Genomic DNA, 26,029 nt, shown 5'->3' with positions numbered 1-26,029 from the left:
GTCACTCGCTGCAGTCGACGTTGATCAGCAACTCGCCGTCCGCGACCACCACGCAGTCCGCCGATGCTCAGCACCTCTCTCGTCATGGAGAAGGAAACCGGGCCTCGCTTTCGCCCGCACGGTGTGACCTGCGAAGTCACACCTCGGATCTCGGGGTGGTGGGTCAGGTAGGCCCCGAGTAGGCGCTGCACGTGAGGAGCGTGCCGCAGAAGCCGAAGAGCACGGCCATGATCACCAGGGCACCGGCGACCAGCAGCCCGAGTGAAACAAGGGCGTCGCGGCCGAGGTTGCGGTTGGGAGACCGGAAGCGCCATGCGGCCCAGGCGGCGACCCCGCCGAGAATCAGTGCCGCAATCAGGAGATAGACGATGATCGGCACCGGCAGGAACATGAGACAGAGGAACATGCCCACCGCGACGACGAGCGCCGCCGCCGCGGTCACCCCGACAACAGTGAGGAGGCGGCTGCTCGAGTCGGACGTGAAGGCGTTGCGGATCCAGCTGGACACGAGTCCCGCGAGAAGGCCGCCGGCCAGCGCCGCCACCGGCACGATCAGTTGCGGGGGGATGACCAACCCCAAGGCGAGGAGCGGTGCGATTCCGACGATGGCAGCGATGGACGCCAGCACCCAGCTCAGCGGCCCCGCGATGGGGCTGGCGGTGTCGGAATCCATGGCACCAATCATCGTCGAGTTGTCAGCATCCTCAGATCAAGCTGGCCGACCGACTGCTCGCCCGACTTCAGTCCAGCTCCGCCTCCGCAAGCCGTTCCATCACGTATGCCCGCTCGGCTTCGTTGTCGATCAACTCCAACGCCCGGCGGTACGCGGCGGCCGACGCGGCCGGGCGGCCGAGGCGGGACAGCAGGTCCGCCTTGATCGTGGGCAGGTACTGATATTCCGACAGCCCACCACGGTCCTCGAGCCGTTCGACCTCGGCCAGGGCGACGGCCGGGCCGGCGACCATCGCCAACGGCACTGTCCGGTTGAGCGCGACCACCGGTGACGGCCAGGCCTCGAGCAGCCGGTCATAGAGGGTGACGATCTGAGCCCAGTCGGTCTCCTCGTACGAGGACGCTCGCGCATAGAGCGAGGCGATCGCCGCCTGGAGCACGTAGCGGCCGACTCGCCCGCCCCGCAGCAGCTTCATGATCAACTCGTGTGCCTCGGCCATCGCCGCCCGGTCCCACCAGGACCGGTCCTGCTCCTCCAGCCTGAGCAGCCGACCGTCCGGAGCCAACCGGGTGGCTCGGCGCGCGTCGGTCACCAACTGCAGGGCAAGCAGGCCCTGCACTTCGGGCTCGTCGGGCATCAGGGAGGTCAACACCCGGGTCAGCTGGATGGCCCGATCGACCAGGTCGACCCGCATCAGCGTCGTCCCGGTCGGCGAAGTGTGCCCGGTGGTGAACAGCAGGTGGAGCACGGCCAGCACCGGCCGCAGCCGGTCGGGCAGTTCGGCCGCGCCCGGGACGCGGTACGGGATCCCGGCGGCGGAGATCTTTCCCTTCGCTCGGCTGATCCGCTTCGCCATCGTCGGCTCCGCCACCAGGAAGGCCCGGGCGATGTCCGCCGTCGAGATCCCGCACACCAGCCGCAGTGTGAGCGCCACCTGGGCCTCCGGAGCCAGAGCCGGATGACAGCAGGTGAAGATCAACCGGAGCCGCTCATCCGGCACGGTCCCGTCGGGATCGTCGCCCTCCGATGACGGTTCGTCCGGCGCCGCTTCCTCGACCTCCAGCAGCAGCGGCAACTTCGAGCGCAACGTACGCTGCCGCCGGATCGCATCCACCGCTCGTCGTCGGGCCGTCGTCGTCAGCCAGGCCGCGGGATTCCTGGGGATCCCGTCGCGGAGCCAGCTCTGCAATGCGGCGGCGTACGCGTCCTGCACACACTCCTCGGCCAGATCAAGATCACCGGCGGTACGCATCGTCGCGGCGAGCACCAGGCCCCACTCCCGGCGATGCGCGTCGACGATCGCCGCCTCGACCTCGGCTTGATCAATCCGGTTCATGATCCGCCGGCTGCGATCGGCCGCACCTCGACCCCGCCGCCCTCCCGGCAGGCCGGGTTGCGCCGGGCGATCGCCAGCGCGGCCTCGAGATCCGGAGCTTCGAGGACGTAGAAGCCGACCACGATCTCCTTGGCCTCCACGAACGGGCCGTCGGTCACCAGGTCGCCGCGGACCGACGTCGCGTGCTGCCGAGGAGTCAGCGCCCAGGCCGCGACCAGGGCGCCCGACCGCTCCAACTCGTCGGCGTACTGATCACTGGAGACGGTCTCCTCGGCGGTGTGGCCGGGCCGGTGGGCGGAGTCGTTGTTGTAGATCAGCACTGCGTACTGAGTCATGATCTTGATCCCTTCGGGACAGTTCTGCGAGCCGGCGAACCACGGACGACGAGCCTCATCTTCGCTCAGCTGCTGCCTCCCGAAAGAAAAGTGCCGCGAGGCTGTCCAGTTCTCGGCGCCCGTACGACGTAGTGATGTCAGACCGAACCTCACGACAGATTGGTGGTCCACCATGGCCCAGTACGCAGTCCTGATCTACAACAACGACTCCGCCCACCGGCCGGACCACACCGCCGCGGAGACCGAGACCTGCGACCGGCATGCCGAAGAACTCGAACGGACCGGTGCCATGGTCGCAGCCTGGGCCTTCACCCCACGCGACCTGGCCACCTCCGTCCACGGCGAAACGATCACCGACGGGCCCTACCTCGGCGACCGGGACATCGTCGCCGGCTTCTATCTCCTCGAAGCGCCCGATCTCGACGCGGCGCTGGCGATCGCCCGGCTCAATCCGGCCTGTCAGGAAGGCGGCGGCGTCGAGGTCCGGCCGGTGGCCGAAGGCGGATTCGTGGCGTCCCCCGGAAGCTGATCATGATCGGCAGCGGCTTTGCCTCCAGCAGATTTGATTGACCCCGATCACGCTCTGACGGTTCGCTGGGCCGGTGATGGCGCAGTGGCGGGTCCTGGTCGAATACGCCGACTTCCGGCGACTGTTCGGCGGCAGTTCGATCTCGTTGTTGGGGTCGAGCGTGACGACGGTTGCACTGCCGCTGACCGCGGTGGTGTTGCTCGGAGCGTCGCCGGTCGAGATGGGGCTGCTCGGGGCGGCGTCGTTCCTGCCGCATCTGGTGCTGGGGCTGCCGGCCGGGGTGTGGGTCGAGCGGCTGTCGTACCGCCGGGTGCTGGTCGGTGCCGACCTGCTGGCCGCGGCGGCGCTGGTCGCGGTTCCGGTGCTGGCCGCGACCGGGCTGCTGCGGATGTGGCAGCTGTACGTCATCGTCCTGATCACCGGGACCTGCGGCCTGTTCACCGCGATCGCGGCCCAGTCGTTCACCCCCACCCTGGTCCCCCGCCGCGAACTGCTGCCCGCCAACAGTGCGCTCGTCCTCAGCAACTCGGTGGTCGCGACCAGCGGCAACGCCCTCGGCGGCGTCCTGGTCCAGCTGCTCACCGCGCCGGTGGCGATCGCCGTCGACGCGGCATCGTTCCTGCTGTCGGCCCTGGCCAAGGCGCGAATCACGGCTCCGGGCCGACCGACCGTGACACCACCGAAGCGGCAACCGCTGGTCCGCGACATGCTCGAGGGACTACGGGTGGTGTTCGCTCAGCCCGTGCTGCGCGCGACCACCGTGGCGGCGACCGTCGGTGCACTGGCCGGTCAGCTGCAGGGCGTGATCGTGGTGCTGTTCCTGGTCCGCGACCTCGCCCTGTCGCCGGGGTTGGTCGGCCTGGTCATCGCCGTCGCCGGCCTGGCCGGAATCGTCGGTGCCGTCGTCGGCGTCCCGATCTCCGCCCGGCTCGGCAACGGCCCGGCGTTCATCGCCGGGATGGTCCTGGCCAGCCTGGCCGGCCTGGTCATGGCGACAGCGGCCGGGCCGACGGTGCTGCTGCTCGGCATCCTGATCGCCGCGCAACTCCTGCGTGGCTGGGGACCGTCGCTGTACGGGATCAACCAGCAGACCATCCGGCAGGTCATGGTCCCGCCCGAACTGCTGCCTCGGGCGCAGGCCACCTGGCGATTCCTGGTGTACGGCATGCAGCCGGTCGGGGCACTGCTCGGCGGGACCCTCGGCGCCCTGGTCGGCTTCCGCGCCACCCTGGTGATCAGCAGCGTGGTGATGCTGATCGGGGTGGGCGCGGCGCTGATCAGTCCGCTGCGGACCCTGCGCCGGCTGCCGGTCGCCGAAGCCTGATGCCTGCGCCAGGTCAGCCGGCGGAGGCCGGCTTGACCCGGGCCGCCGACTGGGCGGCCGCCTGCTTGGCCGTGGCCGCCGACCTGGTCACCGACGACTGCTTGGCTCCGGGGGCTCGCCGGGTCACCGAGGCCCGCTTCGCCGCGGCCGGCTTGGCGGCGGCCGACTTCGCGGGCGCCGGCTTCGCTGCCGTCGGCTCGGCTGTGGCCGGCTCCGTGGCGGTCTCAGCCGACTTGGTCTCGACCGACTTGGTCTCGACCGGCTCCGCGGCGGCCAGCTCCGGGGCGGCCCGCTCCGGGACGACCGGCGCGGGCTTCTGCTCCTTGGCCTGGGTCAGCTCGGCGTATCCGGTCTCGGAGGAATCCCGCAGGAACTGGGCGCAGCGCTCGTACTCCTCGGCCTCGCCGATCCGCTTGGCCGCCTGGGCCAGCGCCCACAGGGCACGCAGGAACCCGCGATTGGGTACGTGCTCCCAGGGAACCGGCCCGGCCCCCTTCCATCCGGCCCGACGCAGCGCGTCGAGCCCGCGGTGGTAGCCGGTCCGGGCGTAGGCGTAGGCGGCGACATCGCCCTCGCTCGACCCGATCCGCAGCGATCCTTCAGCGAGCAGGGCCCAACAGAGGCTGGATGACGGATTCGCGGCAACGATCTCCATGAAACGTTCCCGGCCGTTCTCGGCCAGCAGGGCCACGGCCGGATCGGCCGGAAGCTGGGTCGGCGCCGGACCTGTGCCGGGTGCGGCCAACAGGTTCTGGTGCGTGTGATCCGTACTCATCCGGATTAATGTATCCCACCGTGCCGGGGCACCCTACCGGCTCAGATCCAGTCGTACCGGCGGAACAGGATGAACAGCACCACGGCGGTCACGACCATGATCACCAGATAGAGCCAGAGCCCGGCCTGGGTGCCGTCCAGCGGGATGCCGACGTTCATCCCGGCGAAGCCGCTGACCAGGGTCGGCACGGCGATGATCGCGCCCCAGCCGGTCAGCCGCCGCATGTCGGCGTTCATCCGTTGGTTGGACAGCGCCAGGCTGGTGTCGAAGACGGAGGCCAGCGCGTCGCGAACCGCGTCCGAGGCGTGCACCACCCGCTCCTGCCGCTCGGTCAACAGGGTCCAGCGCCGGGTCAGCTCCCGATCTTGATCACCGGTCTGGGTCAGATCGGTCAGTACGTCCAGCGTCGGCTGGGCCACCCGGCGCACCTGGGTCAGCGCCCGGCGCAGCTTGAACGCCCACAGCTGCTCGTTCTTGTCCAGCGGCCGCTCGTCGAACAGCGCACTCGCCAGGTCGTCGCTCGCCGTCTCCAGCCATTCGATCGCCTCGGCCTGACTCTGCACGGCCAGTTTGACCAGCGCCTGCAACGCCTCGCCCACCCCGCCGGTGGCCAGCTGCTGGCCGTGACCGGCCAGCACCCGCGCGGTCCGCGTCGCAGCCTCCGGCACGGCCAGGCAGATCAGCACCCGATCGGTGACCACCATCGAGATCGGCTGCGCCTCGACGGCCGCGGTGGCGCGATCGACGGTGATCAGGTTGGTGATCAACAACTGGGTGCCGCCGAAGGTCTCGAACTTGGCCCGCCGGTCGGTCGCCAGCAGGTCGTGGATCGCGCCCGTGTCGAGGTCGAGCTCCCGAGCCAGCGACTGCAGCCGGACATCGAGGTCGGCCTCCCGCGGCACCACCCACCAGGCGGACGACCCGGAGTGCAGCTCGAGCACGTCACCAAGATCATCGCCGTCCAGGTTCTCGGCAATGACCCGGCTGCCCGACCAGACCCGGCTCAGCGGCGCAGGCCCCACACCCACCTCACCCACGTCACTCACTCTCGCACCCTACTCAACCCCGAGTTGTCAGACTCTGGGGACGCTATAGCGGCCCCAGAGTCTGACAACTCGGGGTGTTTCAGTGGGCGTGCCCCGGTGGGTGGTGGCCGGTCAAGAGCCACCACCCACCGACACCTCGTCGGTGAGGAACTACCTCACCCGCTGATCATCCGTTCCCGGACGACCAGGATCTTGATCAGCTTGCCGATCAACCCAGCAGCATCGCCACCAGACCCCCACCCAGAACGGAGCGGGTGTTGGTCGAGCCGGACTCGGCCTGGTTGTCGGAGTTCACCTCCGAGGAGGCATTGCCCCCGTCTCCACCGTCGCCGGAATCGCCGCCGCCGGTCCAGGAGTGGTTGGCGGCGTCGCCGGTGTCACCGGTCGAACCGGTGTCACCGGAGTCGCCGGAATCGGCGCTGGAGATCGCGGTCGCATCGCCGAAGATGGAGAGCGCGAACGCCTTGGAGCGGTTGCCGCCGGTGTCACCGGAATCTCCGGAATCGCCGGAATCACCACTCCGCGCCTCGTTCTCGGAATTGGCGTTGCCGCCGTCTCCCGAATCGCCGCCACTTCCGCCACGAGCGGAGGAAGAGTCGTTCGACGCGGCCTTGGCGTCTCCCGAATCACCACCAGCGGTCTTGGAACCGGCCTGGCTGCCCTTGCCGTTTCCGGACCTGGTGTCGGACTTCGTGTCGGTCGATCCGGACTTGGCGTTGTTGCCGGAATTCACCTCCGAGGAGGCATTCCCGCCGTCTCCACCGTCGCCGGAATCGCCCCCACTGGTCCCGGAGTGGTTGGAGGCGTCACCCGTGTCACCGGTCGATCCGGTGTCACCCGAATCGCCCGAATCAGCCCGGGAGATCGCCGTGGCATCTCCGAAGATCGAGATGGCGACAGCCCAGGACTGGTTGCCGCCGGTGTCGCCGGAATCTCCGGAATCACCCGAATCGCCACTCCGCGCCTTGTTGTTGGAATTGGCATTGCCACCGTCACCGGAGTCGCCGCCCTTTCCACCACGAGCGGAAGAGCTGTCATTCGACTCGGCCTTGGCGTCGCCGGAATCGCCACCCTTGGTGTCCGACTTGGCGCTGCCACCGGACGACTTGTGATCACCCTTGCCATTTCCGGACCAGGTGCTGGACTTCGTGTCGCTGGACCCGGACTTCGCATGGTTGTTGGACTTCACCTCCGAAGAGGCATCACCACCGTCACCACCGTCGCCGGAATCGCCACCAGCGGTCTTGGAGTGATTCGAAGCATCGCCGGTGTCCCCGGTCGAACCGGTGTCACCGGAGTCGCCTGAGCCGGCCTTCGAGTCAGCACGGGCATCGCCCTTGTCGTGCTTGCCCTTGTCGTGCTTGCCCTTGTCGTGCTTGCCCTTGTCGTGCTTGCCCTTGTCGTGCTTGCCCTTGTCGTGCTTGCACTTGTCGTGGTTGCCCTTGTCGTGATCGGACTTCCCTTTGTCGGCATGACCACTCTCGGCCTTGCTGGAGGAGGAATTGTCCCCGGTGTCGCCGGAATCTCCGGAGTCACCCGAGTCGCCACTCCGAGCCTTGTTCTTCGACGAGGCGTCGCCCCCGTTACCGGAGTCGCCGCCCTTGCCACCGCGAGCGGAAGAGCTGTCGTTCGACTCGGCCTTCGCATCGCCGGAATCGCCACCCTTGGTGTCCGACTTGGCGCTGCCACCGCGATCCGACTTGTGATCACCCTTGTCGTGATCACCCTTGCCCTTGCCGTAGCCGTGATCCTTGTCGTGCTTGCCACCACCGGACTTGGTCTCGGACTTCGTGTCGGACGACCCGGACTTCGCGTGGTTGTTGGACTTCACCTTGGAAGAGGCGTCGCCACCGTCACCACCGTTGCCGGAATCTCCGCCACGGGTCTTGGAGTGGTTCGAAGCATCACCGGTGTCTCCGGTCGATCCCGTGTCACCGGAATCGCCCGAGCCGGCCTTCGACTCCGACTTCGCGTCGCCCTTGCTCCGATCGCCCTTGTCGTTGTCATGCTTGTCGCGCTTGGACTTGTCGTGGCCGCCCTGGTCGGACTTGCCACTCTCGGCCTTGCTGGAGGAGGAGTTGCCCCCGGTGTCACCGGAGTCTCCGGAGTCACCCGAGTCGCCACTCCGAGCCTTGTTCTTCGACGAGGCGTCGCCCCCGTCGCCGGAGTCGCCACCCTTTCCACCACGCGCCGAGGAGTCGCCGTTCGACTTCGCCTTGGCATCGCCCGAGTCGCCACCCTTGGTGTCCGACTTGGCGTTGCCGCCACGATCCGACGGCCCGTGATCCTTCTTGCCGTCGCCCTTGTCCTGATCATGCTTCGCGCCCTGACGGTCACCGCCGAGGGTGCTGATCAGTGAGCTGGCTGTTCCCTTGAGGTTGTTCAGTACCCCGGTGTCTTCGGCCTGGGCGACACCCTGGCCGAAGAGCCAGAATCCTCCCGCGACCGTCGACAGCGCCAAGGCACGTAAGAGCTTCTTTCGTGCAGACATGCTGATCTCCTGAATGATTGATCTGAGGGAACGCGGAACCACCGGTTCCGCGGTTCGGCCCGGGATCCGGGCCACTGGGTGATCAATCAGAGATCAGCCGGGGCGATGCTTCGCCGCCGTCAACAAGGCTGAGTTGCCATGCGTGTGGTGCGCAGAATCCGCCTGCACCAGTCGGGCCGCACTCGGCTCGACCGCCAGGTAACCGGCGATGCCGGTCTGTCCCGCAGTCGGCGAAGCCGAGCCACCGTCAGCGGCGGCGCGGGGTGCCAGGGGTGCTCCGGACCCGGACGGATCGGAGCTCTCGTCGCTGGGGCCCTGAGGATCGTCGGCGCTCGGTCCGGCGTCCGGCGCTGCGTCGGTGCAGTCGGTGCAGTCGGTGATGATCTTCGGCTGTACGGGTGCCGTCGAGCTCGTCGATTCCGGGTTCATGATCAACCCCGGATCGCTGCCACGGGAGGCGGCCGGTTCGCGTACGGGATCGGTGGCGGCCGCAGCCGGGTCGGCCTCAGCCGGTACGAGCTCGGCCGCCGGATCGTCGGCGACAGGTGCCGGCGCACCGGCCGGCACTGTCGGCGTCGCGGCCCCCGGATCCTGCTGCTGCGGCGGATCCTGCCCCGGCGCCGGATCGACGATCGGCGGCGTCGGATCGACGGCCGGCGGATCCGGTTCGACCGTGCCGCCCGGCGGCGGGCCGCCCGGTCCGACCGGATCGTTCCCGATCGGGGCGACCGGGTCGACGATGGGCGCCAGCGGCTCCAGGATCGGCGCTACGGGCTTCACGATGGGGGCCAGCGGATCCAGGATCGGGGCGAGCGGCCGCACGATCGGAGCGACCGGTTCCAAGATCGGCGCCACCGAGCGCACGACCGGCGCGACCGGTTCCAAGATCGGCGCGACGGAGCTCGTCACCGGCGCCAGGACCGATGCGACCGGCTTGATCACCTCGGCCGCGGGATCGAGGACCGGCGTGACCGAAGCGACGACCGGTTCCACCGTCCGGGCGACCGGGCGCAGCAGGCCGGTGACCGGCCCGGCGACCCGATCGAGCGGCACGAGGTCCTGGACCGGTGCGGGGTCTTCCGACGGCACGGCCTCTCCGCTCGGCCTTGCGTCACCATGCGGCAGGGCGTCACCAAGCGGCAGGGCGTCACCGAGCAGGTCCGACAGGGCCGATCGGGACGGCGCCGGGGCTGCCCCAGCAGCCTCCTCCACGGCGCCGCCCGACCGGCTGTCCGACTCAGCCTTCGAGTCGGATTTCTCTCCCTGGGAGTCCTCCGGATCCGGCTTGGCCGGTGCCTTGCTCAGCCCGGACAGCAGCGAACCGAGCCCGGCTCGCTGCTCGCCCGGCGACTTGGCCACCTTCGGCCGCTCCGGCTTGGCGGCCGGGGCCTTCGCTGTCGGCTCCGACCGGTCCGCCGTCGCATCGTCCTTCCGCCCGGAACCTTGATCATCTCCGGCGCTGTCGGCGGATGATCCGCCTGCTCGTGATCGTTCCGGCTTGGCCGGGCGGTCGGAATCCGCAGTGTCCCGGTCGTTCTGGTGCTTCTTCGGAGCGGCGCCCTGCTTCGGAGCGGTGCCCTGCTTCGGAGCTCCGCTCTTCGGAGCGGCGTCGTCGGCCCGCTTCGACGGCGGGGCGGCCTGCTTCGGGCCGGTCCCGTCCCGATCGGCCTTGCGCTGCTGCCGACCCGGGTCGGCGGCGCCGCGGTCGGCCGGTGGGGCGGCCTTGGCCGGGCCCGAGTCCTCGGCCTTCTCACCACCGCGGGCGCGGCTCCGGGCGGGCGGCTCCGAGTCCTGGTCGCCGCCTCCGGACGCCTTCGAATCGGCCGCGGGCCGATCGCCGGATTCCTTGGCAGCGTTGGATTTCGGCGAGGATTCCTTCGGCTTCTCCGACTTCGGTTTCGTCGCGCCGGCCGGCTTCTCGTCGGCGTCGTCGCCGGCGGATCCGACCAGCCGATCCAGCGAACCGACGAGCTGCCCGAGCACCGAGCCGCCACGGTCGTCGTCGGGGTCGCGATCGTCGGCCCGAGCCGAGTCGGCGGTCGCGGCGAGCAGGGCCAGACCGAAGCCGAGGACCATGATCATCATCGCCGCAGAGCGGAGGATCGGCGCGGCAGCAGCCTCGCCGACGACAGATCGTCGGCGCATGACATCAGCGCGCCCCCAAGTCACAAGCCCGAGTCGATCACGGTGGCAACATCCCGGGCAGCATCATTCGCGAAGTTCCTTAGCAGGAAAACGAAATCCGGCGTATCTTCGTACCCACGAGGCGCTGCCACCCCCGTGGTGCCATTCCTGGCTCGCTCCAGGCGACTGGTCACGTTCGGTTCCCGAGCAAGGTTCGGCTCCAGCACGCCGGCGAGTCGAGACAAGTTTCTGCACTCACGGGGGAGATGTAGGCATGGTGAGCACGGGGGAGATCGCCCAACCGACGCGATACGAGACGACGAATGTCGACGAGGTCAGGCACTACCTGCGCGACCTTTACGTGGACGCCCGCATCGAGCTGATCGGAAATCCGGCGGAGTTCACCTTCCGGGACGCGGTCTGGAGTCGCGGCCGATTCTTTCTGGCCCGAATGAGCCACACGTCGTCGATCACCAGCACGACCGACGGTGATCGACGCTTACTGATCGGCCGAGTGATCAACGGCGGCTTCGGCCGCGAGTTGATCAATGGCCAGAACAACAACTATTACAGGAAAAACGACTGCTTCCTCACCGCCGACCCGGACGTCGCCTGTCGAGGTCGGACGGACGATGTTGATCTTGAATGGGTGGAGATCAATCGGCAGGATCTCGCCGCCGTGGCCGGCGATTTCGATCCACCGCAATTTCTCGATCTGGATCCCGCCGATCCGGTCGCCGCGTCGGTGCTCACCGGAGCGATCGCGCTGACCGAAACGACGCTGAATGGTCCGGAACCTGATCCCGGATCTCTCTTATTGGGCGAGCTGAGTCGCATGATCGCGGCCGCCGCACTGGCCTGCTTCCCGAACACGACCTGGTCCGACACCCCGCCGCCGCGCCACGATCGGGCCGACATCAACTCCGGAGTGATCCGGCGCGCGGTCGGCTACATCGACAGCCATCTCGGCGAGGACATCAGCGCGTCCGACATCGCCGCCACGGCGCACGTCACGATCCGGGCCCTGCAATACGCCTTTCGCCGGCACTACGGAATCTCGCCGATGACCTACCTGCGCCGGGCCCGACTCGATCAGGCCCACCGCGAACTGAAGGCGGCCGACCCGACGCAGACCACCGTCACCGCCATCGCGGCCCACTGGGGCTTTCCCCATCCGAGCCAGTTCTCCGCCCTCTACCGCTCGACCTACGGAATCGCCCCCAGCCACACCCTCCGCAACGACTAAACGCCGACTTGTCAGAACTGAGTTGTGCCATGACACAACTCAGTTCTGACAAGTCGGCGAAAAGGCAGGGGGTGCGGGTCAGGAGCTGAGGGAGGTCCCGGCGCTGCGCAGATGCTCGCAGGCCTCGACGATGCGCTTGGCCATGCCGGCCTCGGCGGCCTTGCCCCAGGCCCGCGGGTCGTAGGCCTTCTTGTTGCCGACCTCGCCGTCGATCTTCAGCACCCCGTCGTAGTTGCTGAACATATGCGAGACGACCGGGCGGGTGAACGCGTACTGGGTGTCGGTGTCGATGTTCATCTTGATCACGCCGTAGTCGACCGCGGCCTGGATCTCCTCCAGGGTCGAGCCGGAGCCGCCGTGGAAGACCAGGTCGAACGGGCGCTCCTTGCCGATCTTGGCGCCGACCTCGTCCTGGATCTCCTTCAGCACCTCGGGCCGCAACTTCACCGCGCCGGGCTTGTAGACACCGTGCACGTTGCCGAAGGTCAGGGCCGTGATGTAGTGCCCCTTCTCACCGGCGCCGAGCACCTCGACGGTGCGCAGGCCGTCCTCGACCGTCGTGTACAGCTTCTCGTTGATCTCGTGGCTGACGCCGTCCTCCTCGCCACCGACCACGCCGACCTCGATCTCGAGGATGATCTTGGCCTTGCTGGTCCGGGCCAGCAACTCCTCGGCGATGGACAGGTTCTCCTCCACCGGCACCGCGGAGCCGTCCCACATGTGCGACTGGAACAGCGGGTTCTCGCCGCGCGCGACCCGCTCCTCGGAGATCGCCAGCAGCGGCCGGACGAACCCGTCCAGCTTCTCCTTCGGGCAGTGGTCGGTGTGCACGGCCACGTTGATCGGGTAGTTCTTGGCCACCTCGTGCGCGTACGCCGCGAGGGCAACCGCTCCGGTGACCATGTTCTTGATCGTCGGCCCGGAGGCGTACTCGCCGCCGCCGGTGGAGACCTGGATGATGCCGTCCGAGCCCGCCTCGGCGAATCCCTGCAACGCGGCGTTGAGGGTCTGGGAAGAGCTGATGTTGATCGCCGGGTAGGCGAAGGCGCCTTGCTTCGCCTTCTGCAGCATCTCGGCGTAAACCTCGGGGGATGCGATGGGCATCGGTCACCACTTTCTAGCCGTACGTGTGCTATCAGCCCGCAGTCTGTCAGAGCCGACCCGGCCCGTTCCATACCGGTGCCCCTGGTGGTCCTTCGACAGGCTCAGGCGAAACTCCCGCGAATGCGCTCAGCTTTCGAGCTCGGAGAGGTCGACGCCGTGCCGGCCGGCCGAGTAGGCCCGGGCAGTCTGGTCGATGGTCGCCGGCCGGACCGGCATGGCCTCGAACGCCACCGACACCGGCTCGCCGTCGGTCCGGTTCAGCTGCAACCGCTCGGCCCGCAGGAAGCCGCCCTTGACCGCGGCCAGCCCGACGATCTGCGGCCAGGCCGCGAAGGTGCCGGCAAGCTCGACCCCGACCCGGTCGATCCGCAGCGCGGTGCCCTGACCGACTTCGGCGCGTTCCTGCCGGGCGATCCGCAGGCCGATCCAGCAGAAGGCGAGCCAGCCGAGCGCCACCGCGAAGACCAGGACATAGCCGGCGATGAACAGGCCGCCGCTCATCGACCGCCCCTGCCACAGGTAGAAGACGATCATGACCACCACGGTGATGCCGAGACTGATCAGCCGCATCCGGAGCTGCTGGCGGCGCCGGGCCACCCGTTCGTCCGCGGCCTGCGTGTCATAGGGGACGGCGAGCGCCTCGACGCTGCTTTCGGTCATCCGGACATTCTGACAGCGGGTGTCGCAGATCTGACACTCGTTGGGTGATCCGCCGTTGGAAACGGCAACTCCGGCCAACCATCGTCAGATCGGCGACATCATCCGGTCGGGCCGGTCGCGAAGAAGGCGCGGCAGTCACCGCCGACGAAGTCGGTAGCGATCTCCAGGACGGACCCGGCCGAGCCGACGGGCAGCAGGGTCGAGGAATAGTTGGGGCAGGGATGGGTGAACGGGTCCGGCACCGCGACGGGAGCCGGGACCTCGCGCCACGGCCGGACCGGATTGCCGTCGGAGACGAACAGGGTGCTGCCGTTTCCGGCGGCCGGCGTGCCGTCTGGGTTCTTGAGTTGCTGGGCCACGACCACCAGCCGGCCGTCCCGGGTCCCGTCCGGAGCCCAGGTGAAGGTCGGCGCCGCCACCAAGTAGTTGCCCTTCGTGCTGACCACTCGGTGATGCCCGCCGTACGGATCGCCCCAGCGGCTGCCGTCCGGCGACAGGCGGGTGTAGACGGCGCAGTCGTACTGGCCCGGTGCGCCGCAGATCTCGTACACCATCAGGTAGTTGCCGTTCGGCAGCTTGCGGACGTTGGGCATCCCGGCGCGGCCGAGGCCGGGCTGGGTCTCGACGACATACCGCTTACTGCCCCAGGTCACGCCGTCCTTGGTGGTCATCCGGGCCAGCCGCTGGTCCCGCGGATGGTCGGCGGTCTCCTCGGCGAAGTAGACGGCGAGCCGGCCGCCGGCGTCGACCGAGAACTCCGGCTCCCAGGTGCCGCCGTCGTGGGTCGACGTGGTGATCGTGCCGAGACGGCGCCAGGTGTCGCCGGCGTCGTCGCTGCGCCAGACGTCGAGGCCGGTCCGCATCGGCCGGGCCTCCTGACCCATCGTGCCGGACCAGAGCAGCGTGCCCTTCGGCATCCCGGCGGCGGCCCGCGGCAGCTCGAAGATCGACCCGCAGCACAGGCCGGGCTTGCCGAATCCCTGCGCCGCCGGGATCAGCGTGACGTGCTTGAAGCTGGCGCCATCGTCGGTGCTGCGGAAGATCGCCACCTCCCCGCCGCGCGCCGTGAACGTAGTTGCGCTGGCCAGGATCTGGCCGGCCGCGTCGCCGTGCTGCAGCCGGATCGCGCGCGGATACATGCTGGTCGCGTTGTAGAGCGGGGTTCCGGTGGCCAGCGTCTCCGGGCCGGCAGCCGGTTCCGCAGCCGCCGGCAGGGCCGGGCCGAAGGCCAGCGCCAGCAGGGCGGTGAACAGGATGATCAAGGTCGGGCGGGGTGTCATCGTTGGCATCCTCTCGTGGGCCTGGATCAGGCTGAGGACACGTTACAACGTTAAAGACACGGTGGGATACGGGTGTTTCGCTCCCCTGGAACGATGATCAGTTCTCGCGGGCGCCGCGCGGGGTGATCGCCATGTGGATCCGGTAGCGGTCGGCCCGATACCAGGAGGTGGACAGCTCGATCACCCGGTCGCCGGCGTGGGTGACCCGCTCCTGGACCAGCAGTGGGGCGCGACGGGCGATGCCGAGGATCCGGGCCTGGTGGGCGTCGGCCGATTCGGCCCGGACTGTCTGCTCGCCGCTGGTGACGACGACGCCGTACTCGCTGGCGAAGATGTCGTAGAGGGTGCCGAGTTCGCGCTTGAGCAGGCCGGGAAAGAGGGCGGCCGGGTAGTAGCCGACCTCGTACGCCATCGGGGTGCCGTCGGCGGTGCGCAGCCGTTCGACCCTGATCACCGGCTGGCCGGGCCGGATCCGCAGCGCGTACGCGACGTCGTCGCCGGCCGGTTCGTCGGCGGCGGACAGCACCACGGTCGCCGGGATCAGACCGCGGTCCCGCATCTCCCGGGAGAAGGAGGTCAGGTGCAGTCTCGAGTCGACCTGCGGCCCGGTGACATAGGTGCCCTTGCCGTGCACCCGTTCCAGCACCCCGGCCTCGACGAGATCGGCGATCGCCTGCCGCACGGTCACCCGGCTGACACCCAGCCGGACCACCAGCGCCCGCTCCGAAGGGATCGCGTCGCCCGGATGGAGTTCGGCGTCGATCAGCCGCTCCAGGATGTCGCGCACCTGAGCCCGTTTGGTGGTCGCGGCCCCGATCGGCCGGTCGATCCGGTAGCGGCCGATGTCCATGGCCGGGGTCAGCATGCCGGTCGCGTCGGCCTCCTGCGTGGGGGACCTCACGTCCATGACCGGGTCGCTCGCATCGTGCTCCTCTGGTAGACCAGTCAATACCAGTCCAGTATTACGGACACGTTTCGGCCACCACAAGCAGGGCGGGCTCAGGCCCGCCCAAGGTTCACGTCAACGTCACCCCGGCGCCTCCTGATCAGGCTCGGCACGGATCGGACCACCAGGATGATCTCGCGGACCTCGCAGGTGGGCGGTCTTCGGATCCACCGATGATCTTGTTCGGCTCTGTGGGCGCGTGACGGCGGGCGTCCGTTCCCTGAGCCTGTCGAAGGGCAGGCCAGTTGGCGCCCTTCTCTGTGTTCGGCCTGCGGCCGGAAAGAACGCGACCAGTACGGGCGGATTGGCATGATCGGCCAGATCTCGCGGCCGGGCTGGGATTGGGTGCGCGGCTTGGGTCGTAGTGGTTCGGGCCGCGTGACCGGAATCGACCCGACGTCACTGAATCTGCGCGATCTCGGTCAGTTTCTGGCGACGTCGGGTCGATTCCGGACATCGGCGTTACCGCACTCCTCGAGTGGACGATTTGGCCGCGGAGTCCTGACCTGAGGTTGGCCACACAGTCCACTCGGCGCACACCGGCAGTCGGACTGGGCTCGGTCGACAGGTCTCAGGGAACGAACGCTCCGGGCACCGGCCCGCCTCAGACGTCGAACTCGGCCAGCCGGGCGCGCAGCAGTTCCTGCTCGACGGGGTTGACGGCCAGGTGGAGGGCCCGGCGATTGGCCGCGACGCCCTCGTCGTGCCGGCCGAGCCGGTGCAGCAGGCGGCCGCGGACGGCATGCATCAGGTAGTACTCGTCGAGCCGGTCGGCCAGTCGGTCGACCTCGGTCAGGGCGGTGCCAGGACCGGACAGTTCGCTCAGGGCGACGGCGTGGTTGAGCCGGATCACCGGCGACGGGTCGTGCCGCAACAGCAGGTCGTAGAGGGTGACGATCTGCAGCCAGTCGGTCTCCGGCCAGGACGGCGCGACCGCATGGCAGGCCGCGATCGCCGCCTGCAACTGGAAGCGACCCGGCCGGCGGGCATGCGCGGCCAGGTCAAGGATCCGCTCCGCCTTGTCGATCATGGCCCGATCCCAGCGCCCCCGGTCCTGATCGGACAGCAGCACCAGCCGGCCCTCGGCGTCGAACCTGGTCGCCGACCGGGCCTGCTGCAACGTGAGCAGGGCCAGCAGCCCCCAGGCCTCCGGCTGGTCCACGAGCTCGCGGGCGACCAGCTCCGCCAGCCACAACATGTCGCCGGCCAGACCTTGATCATCGGTGCTCAGATAACTCTCGTTGTAGGCCACCGCGACCACGGTCAGCACGTCGTCCAGCCGGGACGAGAGTTGATCATGGTCCGGGATGCCGAATGAGATCCCGGCCACGGTGATCTTGCGCTTGGCCCGGACCAGCCGCTGCGCCATCGTCGCGGTGGACACCAGGAACGAGCGCGCGATCCGGTCGGTGGTCAGGCCGACCACCGCGCGCAGGGTCAGGGCGATCCGGGCCTCGACGTTGAGCGCCGGATGGCAACAGGCGAACAGCATCGGCAGCCGCTCGTCCGGGTGCTCGGCCGGCGAGGGCTCGAGCAAGAGGGACTCGATCGGTTCGTCGACACCGAGATCGTCGATCAGCCGTTGCTCCCGGGCCTTCCGGCGCAACAGATCGATTGCCCGCCGCCGGGCGGTCGTGGCCAGCCAGCCACCCGGGTTGGGCGGCGGACCGGTGCGCCGCCAGGAGCGCAGCGCGTCGGTGATCGCGAGCTGCACCGCCTCCTCGGCACAATCGAAATCACCGAGGCGGCGGTGCAACTGGGCGACGATCAGACCCGACTCCGCCCGGACCAGCCGGGCCAGCTCGACGTCCGCGACCCGATCGGGATCGGGGTCGGGCACGGCCGACCTCACATGCGATCGACGATCGGCCGGATCTCCACCGCCACACCGGGGAAGCCGAGGCTCGGCCATTCCTTCACCATGGCGATCGCGGTGTCCAGGTCCGGCACGTCGATGACGGAGAACCCACCGATGTTCTCCTTGCCCTCGATGAAGGGCCCGTCGACCACCAGCGGCGCACTGCCGTTGCCGCTGGACTTCACCGTGGTCCCGGTCTCCGGGCCCTGCAGTTCGGCGCCGGAATCCGTGAACACGGCACCGTGCTTCTCGAACCAGCCGTAGATGGCCTGATAGACCTCCTGCTGGCGTTCGGCCGGGACCGCTTCGTCGAGATCCGGCCGGTTGCTGTACATCAGGACGTACTTCATGATGATCCTCCCGTGAGCGGGTGCGATTGATTCTGACACCTGCTCCACGTACGCCGCCGGGAGAAATCGACAACGATCCGGCGGAACTTTTCCACCCGGATCTCGGGAGGCTCGCCGACCGACTACGCCCGGGGTCGGGTCACGACGACGAGGGCGCGGCCCAGCGCAGGGACCAGTGATACATGGCGATCGCGGCGGCCGCGCCGGCGTTGATCGACCGGGTCGAGCCGAACTGGGTGATCGCGACCAGTCCGCTGCAGGCGGTGATCATCTCCTCGGTCAGGCCCGGCCCCTCCGAACCGAAGACCAGGCAGGCCCGTTCCGGCAGCTCGGTCCGCTCCAGCGGCGTGGATCCGGGCAGGTTGTCGACGCCGATCATGGTCGTGTCCAGCTCCGTCATCCGCTCCGCCAGCTCGCCGACTCCGGCGTGGTGCTCGACGGTGAGATAGCGGTCGGTGACCATCGCGCCGCGGCGGTTCCAGCGTCGCCGGCCGACGATGTGCACCCCGGCGACGTTGAACGCGTTCGCGGTGCGGACGATCGAGCCGATGTTGAAGTCGTGCTCCCAGTTCTGGATCGCCACCCGCAGCGGGTGCCGCTGTTGATCAAGGTCGGCCACGATCGCGTCCAGCCGCCAGTAGCGGTAGCGGTCGATCACGTTGCGCCGATCGCCCGCGGCCAGCAGCTCCGGATCCAGCCGTGGGTCGTCCGGCCATGGCTCCGGATGCGGCCCAACCCCCGGCGAATCCGTGAAATCCTCCGTCACGCCCCGCATTCTCGCCGACTTGTCAGAACTGAGTTGTGCCGGGACACAACTCAGTTCTGACAACTCGGGATTCAGGTGATGCGGAGGTCGGCTAGGGCCTTACGGGCCGGGGGTACGAGCTCGGGGGTGGTATCGGGGATGGAGGCGTAGAACAGGCCGGCTTCGCCCTCGCCGACGTCGACCACCGTGACGATCAGCAACTCGCCCTTGGCCCGGACACCGGCCAGATCGAACGTCAGCTTGGATTCGATCAGCCAGGCGTCGTGGCCGTCGACCGTCGTCGCCTGGTCCGCCACGTCGTTTCGGTTGACGACGGTGTTGCCGTAGAAGACGCCGAGGATGCAGGTGACCACGAGCTTCGCACCCTGCTCCGGTCCGTAGAATCCGTCGCCGGCCAGCAGCCGAGCGATCAACACCCCGGCCTGCCAGGTCGGGGTCCCGTCCGCGCTGGTCTCGACCGCTGCATCCTGGCTCTGCACGTCGTGCCCGAACGGCACCCGCTGGTCGAACTTCGGCGCCTCGAACGGCGGCGGCATCCGCATCACCGACAGCCGGCCGCTGATCACCCGCTCTCCGGCGGGCGGCGGCGCGGTCGGGCCGGCGGCGCTCGCCGTCTGGCACAGGTCGGCGGTCGGCTGTCCGCCCGGGTCGGGGTCGGGCCCGGCGGATCCGAGGCTGCGGACCGCCAGCACCACGACGACCGCGATCACGACGACGCCGACACCGACCAGGGCGAGCAGCCAGCCGAGACCTGCTCTGCGGCGCGGCGGCGCCGGGTCTGTCGGAGCCGATGGTCCGGACTGCGACGAACCGGCCGGCATCGGAGGCTGGGCGCTGGGCTGCGTGGTCGTCGCGGCCGACCAGTTCCGTCCGTCCCAGTAGCGGAAGTGACCGGCCCGGCCACCCGGATCGGGATACCAGCCGGGCGCGGTCGTCATCCACCGAGCCTAGGTCGAAGGACCTGCCCTGGAATTCGACCACCAGCTCCGGACAGGGGCGCGACACACCGGGTGCGCGGGCACCGCGGGCGATCTGGTGGTCGGATTCCAGGGCGGCCACCCGACCCATCCCGCCGACCCGTCCCCATCCCGCCGACCCATCCAGCTGACCCGTACCCGTCCGCCGACCCGCTCCCCAAGCTCGCCGGCCAGCTCCCCCAAATCCGCTGACCCGTCACATCCGCGTCGACACGCCGCCAAAACGGCCGCGGATGTGACGGGTCGGCGGTTTTGGGGTCAGGTCGTGGTGAGGCGGGTCAGTTCGGCCAGGTCTTCGTCGGTGGGTTGCCAGAGGCCGGCGGCGACGTTGGCGGCGATCTGGTCGGCGGTGGTCGCGCCGGCGATGACCGAGGCGACCGTCGGCATGGCGGCCAGGCCGCCGATGGCGACCTGCAGCATGGTCAGGTCGCGGTCGGCGGCGAAGGCCTCGATCGCTTCGATCGTGTCGAAGTCGGCGTCTTCCAGCAGCTGCGGACGGCCGGCCAGGCGGGTGCCGTCGGGGGCGGCCTGGCCGCGGCGGTACTTGCCGGTCAGCAGGCCCGAGGCGAGCGGGAAGTACGGCAGCAGGCCCTGGCCGGTGTGGTCCAGCGCCGGCACCAGCTCGGACTCGATGTCGCGCTTCAGCCAGTTGTAGCCGTTCTGGGCCGAGATGAACGGCTCGTAGCCGCCGGACCGGGCCGTCCAGTCGGCGTCGATCACCTGCCAGCCGGCGAAGTTGGAGCTGCCGAGGTAGCGCACCTTGCCCTCGGTGACCAGCTCGGACAGGGCGGCGAGGGTCTCCTCGATCGGGGTCAGCAGATCGGGCCGGTGGATCTGGTAGAGGTCGATCCACTCGGTGCCGAGCCGGCGCAGGCTGCTCTCCACCGCGATCCGGATGTAGCGCCGGGAGCCGCGGACGCCCCAGTCCGGGCCGTTGGAGCCGCCCATGTCGCCGCCGAACTTGGTGGCGATGATCACCTGGTCCCGGCGCTTCCCGAGAGCCTTGCCCAGTTGGGTTTCCGAGCCGCCCTGGTTGCCGTACACGTCGGCGGTGTCGAACAGCGTGATGCCGTGATCGATCGCCGCCGCCACCACATCAGGAACTTGATCATCGGCCATCCGGCCGCCGAAGTTGTTGCAGCCGAGGCCGACGGTGGACACGGTCAGGCCCGACCCGCCGAGCTGGCGGTACGTCATCTGTGAGGTCACGCCGGCCATTCTCTCAACGCCGGCGGAACCGGTTACTGCTGGGGCGGCTGCTGGTTACCCCACTGCTGCGGCGGCTGCTGCTGTTGCGGCGGCTGCTGATACTGCTGCTGGAACTGCTGCGGTGGGGACTGCTGGGACTGCGGGTTGGGCAGCTGGTTCGGGTCGCTGAACTGCTGGCCCGAGGACTGCTGCGGCAACTGACCCTGCTGCGGCGCGCCCTGTTGTTGATCACCGCGGTAGGCGATCTCGCCGAAGCTGACGTCCGGCGCCTGCCGCACGGCCGCGTCATTGACCTCGAAGTAGGTCGCCTTCTCGAACTTGAACATGCCGGCGATGATGTTGCTCGGCACCGAGTCGATCTTGGTGTTGTACGCCCGCACGTTGGCGTTGTAGAAGCGGCGGCCGGCGGCGATCCGGTCCTCGGTCTCGGCCAGTTGCCGCTGCAGCTCGAGGAAGTTCTGGTTGCTCTTCAGGTCCGGGTACGCCTCCACGCTGACCATCAGGCCGTGCACGGCGCCGGACAGCGCCTCCTCCACCTGGGCCCGCTGCTGGCTCGGCAACGCACCCTCGGACTGGGACAGCTGCTGCGCCTGGCTGCGGAGCCGGGTGATGTCCTCCAGCGTGTTGCGCTCGTGCGCGGCATAGGCGCGGACGGTCTCGACCAGGTTGGGCACCAGCTCGTAGCGCCGGTTGAGCTCGACGTCGACCTGTCGCCAGGACTCCTGGATCAGGTTCCGGCCCTTGACGAAGCCGTTGTAGGACCCGATCGCCACCAGCGCGACGATGGCGACGATGACCAGGATGATGACGATGACGACGATGGCGGTACCCATCGGAACTCCCTCGCGCTAGAGCGTGACCGGATCACCAGGGTAGTGGCTGGCGTAGGAGAATCCGCGGCGTTCAGGAGCCGACGTCGAGGTCGGTCACCGCGACGGCGAACCGGTACGGCAATCCGGCCGCCTCGATCCGCTCCCGGGCCCCGGTGTCGCGGTCGACGATCACCGCGACGCCGACGACCTCGGCCCCGGCCTCGCGCAGCGCGTCGACCGCGGTCATCACCGAGCCGCCGGTGGTGGAGGTGTCCTCGACCGCCAGCACCCGGCGGCCCTTGACCTCGCTGCCCTCGATCCGGCGTTGCAGGCCGTGCGCCTTCTCCGCCTTGCGGACCACGAACGCGTCCAGCCGCTCACCCTCGGCCGCCGCCGCATGCAGCATCGCGGTGGCCACGGGATCGGCGCCCAGGGTGAGCCCGCCGACGGCCTCGAAGTCCCAGTCGGCCACCAGGTCGCGCAAGACCCGCCCGACCACCGGCGCGGCCGCCCCGTCGAGGGTGACCCGGCGCAGGTCGACGTAGTAGTCGGCCTTCTTGCCGGAGGACAACGTGACCTCACCCCGGACCACGGCCAGGCGGTTGATGGCGTCGATCAGGACGCCGCGATCAGCGGTAGACACGCGCGCTACTCAGTCCTTGTTCTTGTGCTCGGTGTTGATCAGGTGACCGAAGCCGATCGACCGGTCGGGAGAGTGGAACAGGTCCTCGCAGGTGACCAGGGTGATCCCGGCCTTCGTCGGCTTCTTGCCCTTGCTGCCCGGCACCGGATCGGTCACCCAGGTCTCGCTGGACTTCACGGTCAGGTCCTTCGGCGGCGTGTCGATCGAATAGGTGTAGATCGCGTCCCGGGTCTCGACAATGATCTCGTCGCCGGTCTTCAGCTCCAGCGCCTTGGCGAACGGCTGGCCGTGGGTGATCCGGTGGCCGGCGATCGCGAAGTTGCCGACCTCGCCCGGCATCGCCGTCGGTTCGAAGTGCCCGATGCCGCGGCTCAGGGTCCCCTCGTCCGTGCCGGACAGGATCGGCACCTCGAAGTCCTTGCCGAATGCCGGGACCCGGAGCAGCGCGATCGCCTTGCCGGGGATCACCGACCCCTTCACCTTCTCCTCGGTGTCAGCGGCCGGTTTCTGCTCCCACTCCTGGCGCAGCTGACCCTTCTCGTCCTGGAAGGCCTGCTCGGCGGCCGCGTTGGTGCCGAAGTACTGGTACGCGACCCAGCCGAGGCTGACCACGCCCACGATCAACAGCAGCAGTCCCACCGCAGTGAACGGGGACATGCCGCGCTTCGACTTCCGCGGCCCACCGGCCGATCGCCGGGCCTTCGTGTCCACCTGCCGCCCGCCGTCGTCCGGATCCTCATCTCGTCCGAACTCATCCATCAAGGTGCTCACGACGGGCCATTCTGCCCGGTCATCGGCGCACATGCCAGGCGCGCCCGAATGCGGCCCGGCGGCACTCACCGCGGGCCCGCCGTCTCGGCAGTCCGGACGGCCGATCGGCCGATCAAGCGCTCGCCGCGTAGGCTCGCGACGTGTCCACCGCCTGGAAAGCGTCCCGGGTCGCCTCGTCGGCACCGACGATCTTCGCCGAGATGTCGGCCCTCGCGGTGCGGACCGGATCGATCAATCTCGGCCAGGGGTTCCCGGACACCGACGGGCCGGATTTCATGCTGGCGGAAGCGCGCCGGGCGATCGCCGACGGGATCAACCAATATCCGCCCGGCCGCGGCATCGAGGAGCTGCGGCGGGCCGTCGCCGATCATGCCCGCCGGCACTACGCCCTGGACTACGACCACGAGACCGAGGTCTTGATCACCACCGGGGCGACCGAGGCGCTGGCCGCGGCGATCCTGGCGTTCGTCGATCCCGGCGACGAGGTGATCGCGCTGGAGCCGTTCTACGACTCCTATGCGGCGGCGATCGAGCTGGCCGGCGGCGTCCGGGTCGGCGTCGGTGTGTTCGGCCCCGACTTCCGGCTGGACACCGAACAGTTGCGGGCGGCGATCGGGCCGCGGACCAAGGCGTTGTTGATCAACTCACCGCACAATCCGACCGGCGTGGTGCTGGACACCGACGAGCTCGGCCTGATCGCCCGGCTGGCGGTCGAGCATGACCTGGTCGTGATCACCGACGAGGTCTATGAGCATCTGATCTACGACGACGCCCAGCACCTGCCGCTGTCGACGCTGCCCGGGATGCGGGAGCGGACGGTGCGGATCTCCTCCTCCGGCAAGACCTTCTCGGCCACCGGCTGGAAGATCGGTTGGGCGATGGCGCCGGCCGAGTTGATCACCGAGGTGACCGCGGTGAAACAGTTCCTGACCTATGTCTCCGGGGCTCCGTTTCAGCCGGCGATCACCAAGGCGCTGAACGAGGGCGACGCCTGGGTGGCCGGGCTGCGCCAGGAACTGCAGGACAAGCGTGATCATCTGGCCGAGGGGCTACGCGGGATCGGGCTGGACCCGGTGATCCCGCGCGGCACGTACTTCATGACCACCGACGTGCGGCCGCTCGGCTACACCGACGGGGTCGAGTTCTGTCGTGATCTTCCCGGCCACTGCGGCATTGTCGCCATCCCGCACCAGGTGTTCTACGACGACGTCGAGGCCGGCCGACCCTACGTGCGCTGGGCCTTCTGCAAGTCGGCCAGGGTGATGGACGAGGCCGTGACCCGGCTCCGCCACTTCACCCCATGACCCTGTCCTACTTCGAGTAGGATTGATGCATGAGCACGAACCCCAGCGTCGAGAAGCACTCCATCACGATTCCGGTCGGCACCTCGGAGGGCGTCCGCGACCGCGTCGGTTCACGTGGTTTCTCCGCCTATGTCGCCAGGGCGGTGGCTCGCCAGCTCGAGCGGGACGCGCTGGACGATGCGATCACGCGGATGACGGCCGATCACGGTCAGGTCGACGAGGCCGAGGTCTCCACGATCATGGACCGACTCGCTCGGTGATCGTCCGTCCGCAATCCATTCTGTTGGACGCAGAGGCGCTCTCCGCCCTGGCGTCCGCCGATCGCCGGATGCAGGCGTGGGCGACGGTTGCGCGTCGTACCGATTCGATCTTGTACGCGTCAACCGTCACCCTGGCCGAGGTCACCGACGGTTCGCCACGAGATGCGAACGTGCACCGAGTGGTCAAGGCGATCCGACTGCTGGAGGTGACGGCCGAGGTCGGCTACGGGGCCGGGCGGCTCCGTGCGACCGCCGCAAGGCGCCGCAAGCCGAGAGACCTCACGGTGGATGCCATCGTTGCCGCAACCGCCATGACGCTTCCCGATCCGGTCGTGGTCCTCACCTCCGATCCCGGTGACCTGCGGCTTCTCCTGGCTGGTTCCACGGTCAGGGTCGAGCAGGTTGACTGACCTCAGGGCGCCGATCGATACCAGCGGGTGACGGCGGGCAGCCAGAGGATCAGGCAGGCGACGGCGATGTAGACGGCCGGGGCGATCCACCACAGCAGCGAGGTCTCGTACAGCCACCAGGCCGACCAGGCCAAGGCCCCTGCTCCGACGGCCGAGTGCACGATCCGGGCCCACGGCCGGCGGATCAGCACCAGGAAGCCGGTGACGAACGCGGCGGTCGGAAACAGGTAGAGCGGCCAGGCCAGGCCGTCGATCATCCCGTAGTGGAAGCGTTGCAGCATGTGATAGAGCGCGCCGTCGATCCCATCGGTGCCGAGACTCTGGGCGCCGACGGCGGCCATCAGCCAGGCGAAGCTGAGGCCGCAGATCCACTGCAGCGAGGCGGTGACCGCCAGGGTCGCGGACATCGCGATCACCGCGGGCCGCTGGATCGGCGGCCGGGTCCGCGCCCCGTACACCCCGGGGAAGGCGGCACCGGCCATCGGCGCCGGCTGGTACGGCATCGCCGGGCCGGGCGCCGGGACCGGCGGCGGCAGCGGCGGGCCGACGTAGGGATCGATCCGGGTCGGCGGCGCCTGCCGGTCCACCGTGGGGATCGGCATCGTCGGCTGCTGGTCCACTGTGGGGATCGGCATCGTCGGCTGCTGGTCCGGCGACAACTGTTGCTCCGCCGGGCTCTGGCCGTAGTTCTGCAGGGCGCCGCCGTAGCCGCCGTACGGCGAGCCCGCGTTGCCCCCTGGCTGCGTCATGGATTCACCCTACGCGCGCCGCGGAGCCCGGCGACCGGCTGATACCGGCGT

At 69.0% G+C, this 26,029-nt stretch carries 26 protein-coding genes; 6 read left to right on the top strand and 20 right to left on the bottom strand.

Annotated features, from left to right (window positions below; genetic code table 11):
* Positions 1–163: 163 nt before the first annotated feature.
* The 3 genes from FNH24_RS28715 to FNH24_RS28705 all read right to left on the bottom strand — a co-directional run bounded on the left by FNH24_RS28715 (position 164) and on the right by FNH24_RS28705 (position 2,344).
* On the bottom strand, positions 164–673 hold the full coding sequence (locus FNH24_RS28715; protein WP_152365635.1) for a hypothetical protein: 510 nt from the start codon (positions 671–673) through the stop codon (positions 164–166).
* 67 nt (positions 674–740) lie between these two features.
* Positions 741–2,009 carry an RNA polymerase sigma factor gene (locus FNH24_RS28710; RefSeq protein ID WP_152365634.1) on the bottom strand — a complete coding sequence of 423 codons (1,269 nt, stop codon included), beginning with the start codon at positions 2,007–2,009 and terminating at the stop codon, positions 741–743.
* Entirely contained in the window at positions 2,006–2,344 is a 339-nt protein-coding gene (locus FNH24_RS28705) for a YciI family protein (protein WP_152365633.1), read from the bottom strand. The genes FNH24_RS28710 and FNH24_RS28705 overlap by 4 nt, the downstream gene beginning before the upstream one ends.
* Before the next feature lie 172 nt (positions 2,345–2,516).
* Between FNH24_RS28705 and FNH24_RS28700 the strand changes: the two genes are divergently transcribed.
* A complete protein-coding gene (locus FNH24_RS28700; protein WP_152365632.1) occupies positions 2,517–2,873 on the top strand; it encodes a YciI family protein in 357 nt (118 codons plus the stop codon).
* A 76-nt stretch (positions 2,874–2,949) separates the two neighbouring features.
* A complete protein-coding gene (locus FNH24_RS28695; protein WP_246187136.1) occupies positions 2,950–4,197 on the top strand; it encodes an MFS transporter in 1,248 nt (415 codons plus the stop codon).
* A gap of 13 nt (positions 4,198–4,210) precedes the next feature.
* Here FNH24_RS28695 and FNH24_RS32745 read toward each other — a convergent pair whose 3' ends face one another.
* The 4 genes from FNH24_RS32745 to FNH24_RS28675 form a co-directional block, all read right to left on the bottom strand.
* On the bottom strand, positions 4,211–4,972 hold the full coding sequence (locus FNH24_RS32745) for a DUF3151 domain-containing protein (RefSeq protein WP_217428586.1): 762 nt from the start codon (positions 4,970–4,972) through the stop codon (positions 4,211–4,213).
* A gap of 41 nt (positions 4,973–5,013) precedes the next feature.
* Positions 5,014–6,018, bottom strand: coding sequence for a magnesium transporter CorA family protein (locus tag FNH24_RS28685; protein ID WP_152365630.1), 1,005 nt, complete (start codon positions 6,016–6,018; stop codon positions 5,014–5,016).
* A gap of 208 nt (positions 6,019–6,226) precedes the next feature.
* Complete coding sequence (locus FNH24_RS28680) at positions 6,227–8,509, bottom strand: putative sodium/potassium/calcium exchanger (protein ID WP_152365629.1); 2,283 nt, start codon at positions 8,507–8,509, stop codon at positions 6,227–6,229.
* A gap of 93 nt (positions 8,510–8,602) precedes the next feature.
* Entirely contained in the window at positions 8,603–10,594 is a 1,992-nt protein-coding gene (locus FNH24_RS28675) for a hypothetical protein (protein WP_152365628.1), read from the bottom strand.
* Between FNH24_RS28675 and FNH24_RS28670 the strand changes: the two genes are divergently transcribed.
* Positions 10,584–11,879 (top strand): helix-turn-helix transcriptional regulator, encoded by a 1,296-nt coding sequence (locus FNH24_RS28670; protein WP_152365627.1) that lies wholly within the window; start codon positions 10,584–10,586, stop codon positions 11,877–11,879. The genes FNH24_RS28675 and FNH24_RS28670 overlap by 11 nt on opposite strands.
* Before the next feature lie 78 nt (positions 11,880–11,957).
* On the opposite strand, the gene fbaA is transcribed toward FNH24_RS28670, so the two are convergent.
* The 12 genes from fbaA to FNH24_RS28610 all read right to left on the bottom strand — a co-directional run bounded on the left by fbaA (position 11,958) and on the right by FNH24_RS28610 (position 23,255).
* The gene (gene fbaA, locus FNH24_RS28665; RefSeq protein ID WP_152365626.1) at positions 11,958–12,983 is read right to left on the bottom strand and encodes a class II fructose-bisphosphate aldolase; all 1,026 of its coding nucleotides are present in this window, start codon (positions 12,981–12,983) and stop codon (positions 11,958–11,960) included.
* A 126-nt stretch (positions 12,984–13,109) separates the two neighbouring features.
* Positions 13,110–13,643 carry a hypothetical protein gene (locus FNH24_RS28660; RefSeq protein WP_152365625.1) on the bottom strand — a complete coding sequence of 178 codons (534 nt, stop codon included), beginning with the start codon at positions 13,641–13,643 and terminating at the stop codon, positions 13,110–13,112.
* 98 nt (positions 13,644–13,741) lie between these two features.
* The gene (locus FNH24_RS28655) at positions 13,742–14,923 is read right to left on the bottom strand and encodes a sialidase family protein (protein WP_152365624.1); all 1,182 of its coding nucleotides are present in this window, start codon (positions 14,921–14,923) and stop codon (positions 13,742–13,744) included.
* Positions 14,924–15,020: 97 nt separating this feature from the next.
* Entirely contained in the window at positions 15,021–15,824 is an 804-nt protein-coding gene (locus FNH24_RS28650) for a GntR family transcriptional regulator (protein ID WP_246187110.1), read from the bottom strand.
* A 649-nt stretch (positions 15,825–16,473) separates the two neighbouring features.
* Complete coding sequence (locus tag FNH24_RS28645; protein WP_246187109.1) at positions 16,474–17,709, bottom strand: RNA polymerase sigma factor; 1,236 nt, start codon at positions 17,707–17,709, stop codon at positions 16,474–16,476.
* An 8-nt stretch (positions 17,710–17,717) separates the two neighbouring features.
* On the bottom strand, positions 17,718–18,077 hold the full coding sequence (locus FNH24_RS28640) for a YciI family protein (RefSeq protein ID WP_152365622.1): 360 nt from the start codon (positions 18,075–18,077) through the stop codon (positions 17,718–17,720).
* Between the two features lie 139 nt (positions 18,078–18,216).
* Positions 18,217–18,852 carry a TrmH family RNA methyltransferase gene (locus FNH24_RS28635; protein WP_152365621.1) on the bottom strand — a complete coding sequence of 212 codons (636 nt, stop codon included), beginning with the start codon at positions 18,850–18,852 and terminating at the stop codon, positions 18,217–18,219.
* A gap of 62 nt (positions 18,853–18,914) precedes the next feature.
* Entirely contained in the window at positions 18,915–19,781 is an 867-nt protein-coding gene (locus tag FNH24_RS28630; protein WP_152365620.1) for a DUF2510 domain-containing protein, read from the bottom strand.
* 297 nt (positions 19,782–20,078) lie between these two features.
* The gene (locus FNH24_RS28625) at positions 20,079–21,029 is read right to left on the bottom strand and encodes an aldo/keto reductase (RefSeq protein ID WP_343031915.1); all 951 of its coding nucleotides are present in this window, start codon (positions 21,027–21,029) and stop codon (positions 20,079–20,081) included.
* 32 nt (positions 21,030–21,061) lie between these two features.
* On the bottom strand, positions 21,062–21,862 hold the full coding sequence (locus FNH24_RS28620) for a LemA family protein (protein WP_152365619.1): 801 nt from the start codon (positions 21,860–21,862) through the stop codon (positions 21,062–21,064).
* 70 nt (positions 21,863–21,932) lie between these two features.
* Positions 21,933–22,484 (bottom strand): orotate phosphoribosyltransferase, encoded by a 552-nt coding sequence (gene pyrE, locus FNH24_RS28615; protein WP_152365618.1) that lies wholly within the window; start codon positions 22,482–22,484, stop codon positions 21,933–21,935.
* Positions 22,485–22,493: 9 nt separating this feature from the next.
* A complete protein-coding gene (locus FNH24_RS28610) occupies positions 22,494–23,255 on the bottom strand; it encodes a class E sortase (protein ID WP_246187107.1) in 762 nt (253 codons plus the stop codon).
* 140 nt (positions 23,256–23,395) lie between these two features.
* Here FNH24_RS28610 and FNH24_RS28605 point away from each other — a divergent pair, with 140 nt between their 5' ends.
* The 3 genes from FNH24_RS28605 to FNH24_RS28595 are packed head-to-tail and all read left to right on the top strand — an operon-like array spanning position 23,396 to position 25,229.
* Entirely contained in the window at positions 23,396–24,559 is a 1,164-nt protein-coding gene (locus FNH24_RS28605) for a pyridoxal phosphate-dependent aminotransferase (protein ID WP_281351107.1), read from the top strand.
* Positions 24,560–24,588: 29 nt separating this feature from the next.
* On the top strand, positions 24,589–24,819 hold the full coding sequence (locus FNH24_RS28600; RefSeq protein ID WP_152365617.1) for a CopG family transcriptional regulator: 231 nt from the start codon (positions 24,589–24,591) through the stop codon (positions 24,817–24,819).
* On the top strand, positions 24,816–25,229 hold the full coding sequence (locus tag FNH24_RS28595) for a PIN domain-containing protein (protein ID WP_217428585.1): 414 nt from the start codon (positions 24,816–24,818) through the stop codon (positions 25,227–25,229). Before FNH24_RS28600 ends, FNH24_RS28595 begins: the two co-directional genes overlap by 4 nt.
* A gap of 2 nt (positions 25,230–25,231) precedes the next feature.
* Here the strand turns inward: FNH24_RS28595 and FNH24_RS28590 are convergent, their stop codons facing one another.
* Positions 25,232–25,978 (bottom strand): hypothetical protein, encoded by a 747-nt coding sequence (locus tag FNH24_RS28590; RefSeq protein WP_152365616.1) that lies wholly within the window; start codon positions 25,976–25,978, stop codon positions 25,232–25,234.
* Positions 25,979–26,029 lie beyond the last annotated feature (51 nt).

This window comes from Microlunatus speluncae, assembly GCF_009299835.1.
Classification (GTDB): domain Bacteria; phylum Actinomycetota; class Actinomycetes; order Propionibacteriales; family Propionibacteriaceae; genus Microlunatus; species Microlunatus speluncae.
The sequence above is the reverse complement of the archived record's forward strand: the minus strand, read 5'-3'. Positions and strand labels throughout refer to the sequence as shown.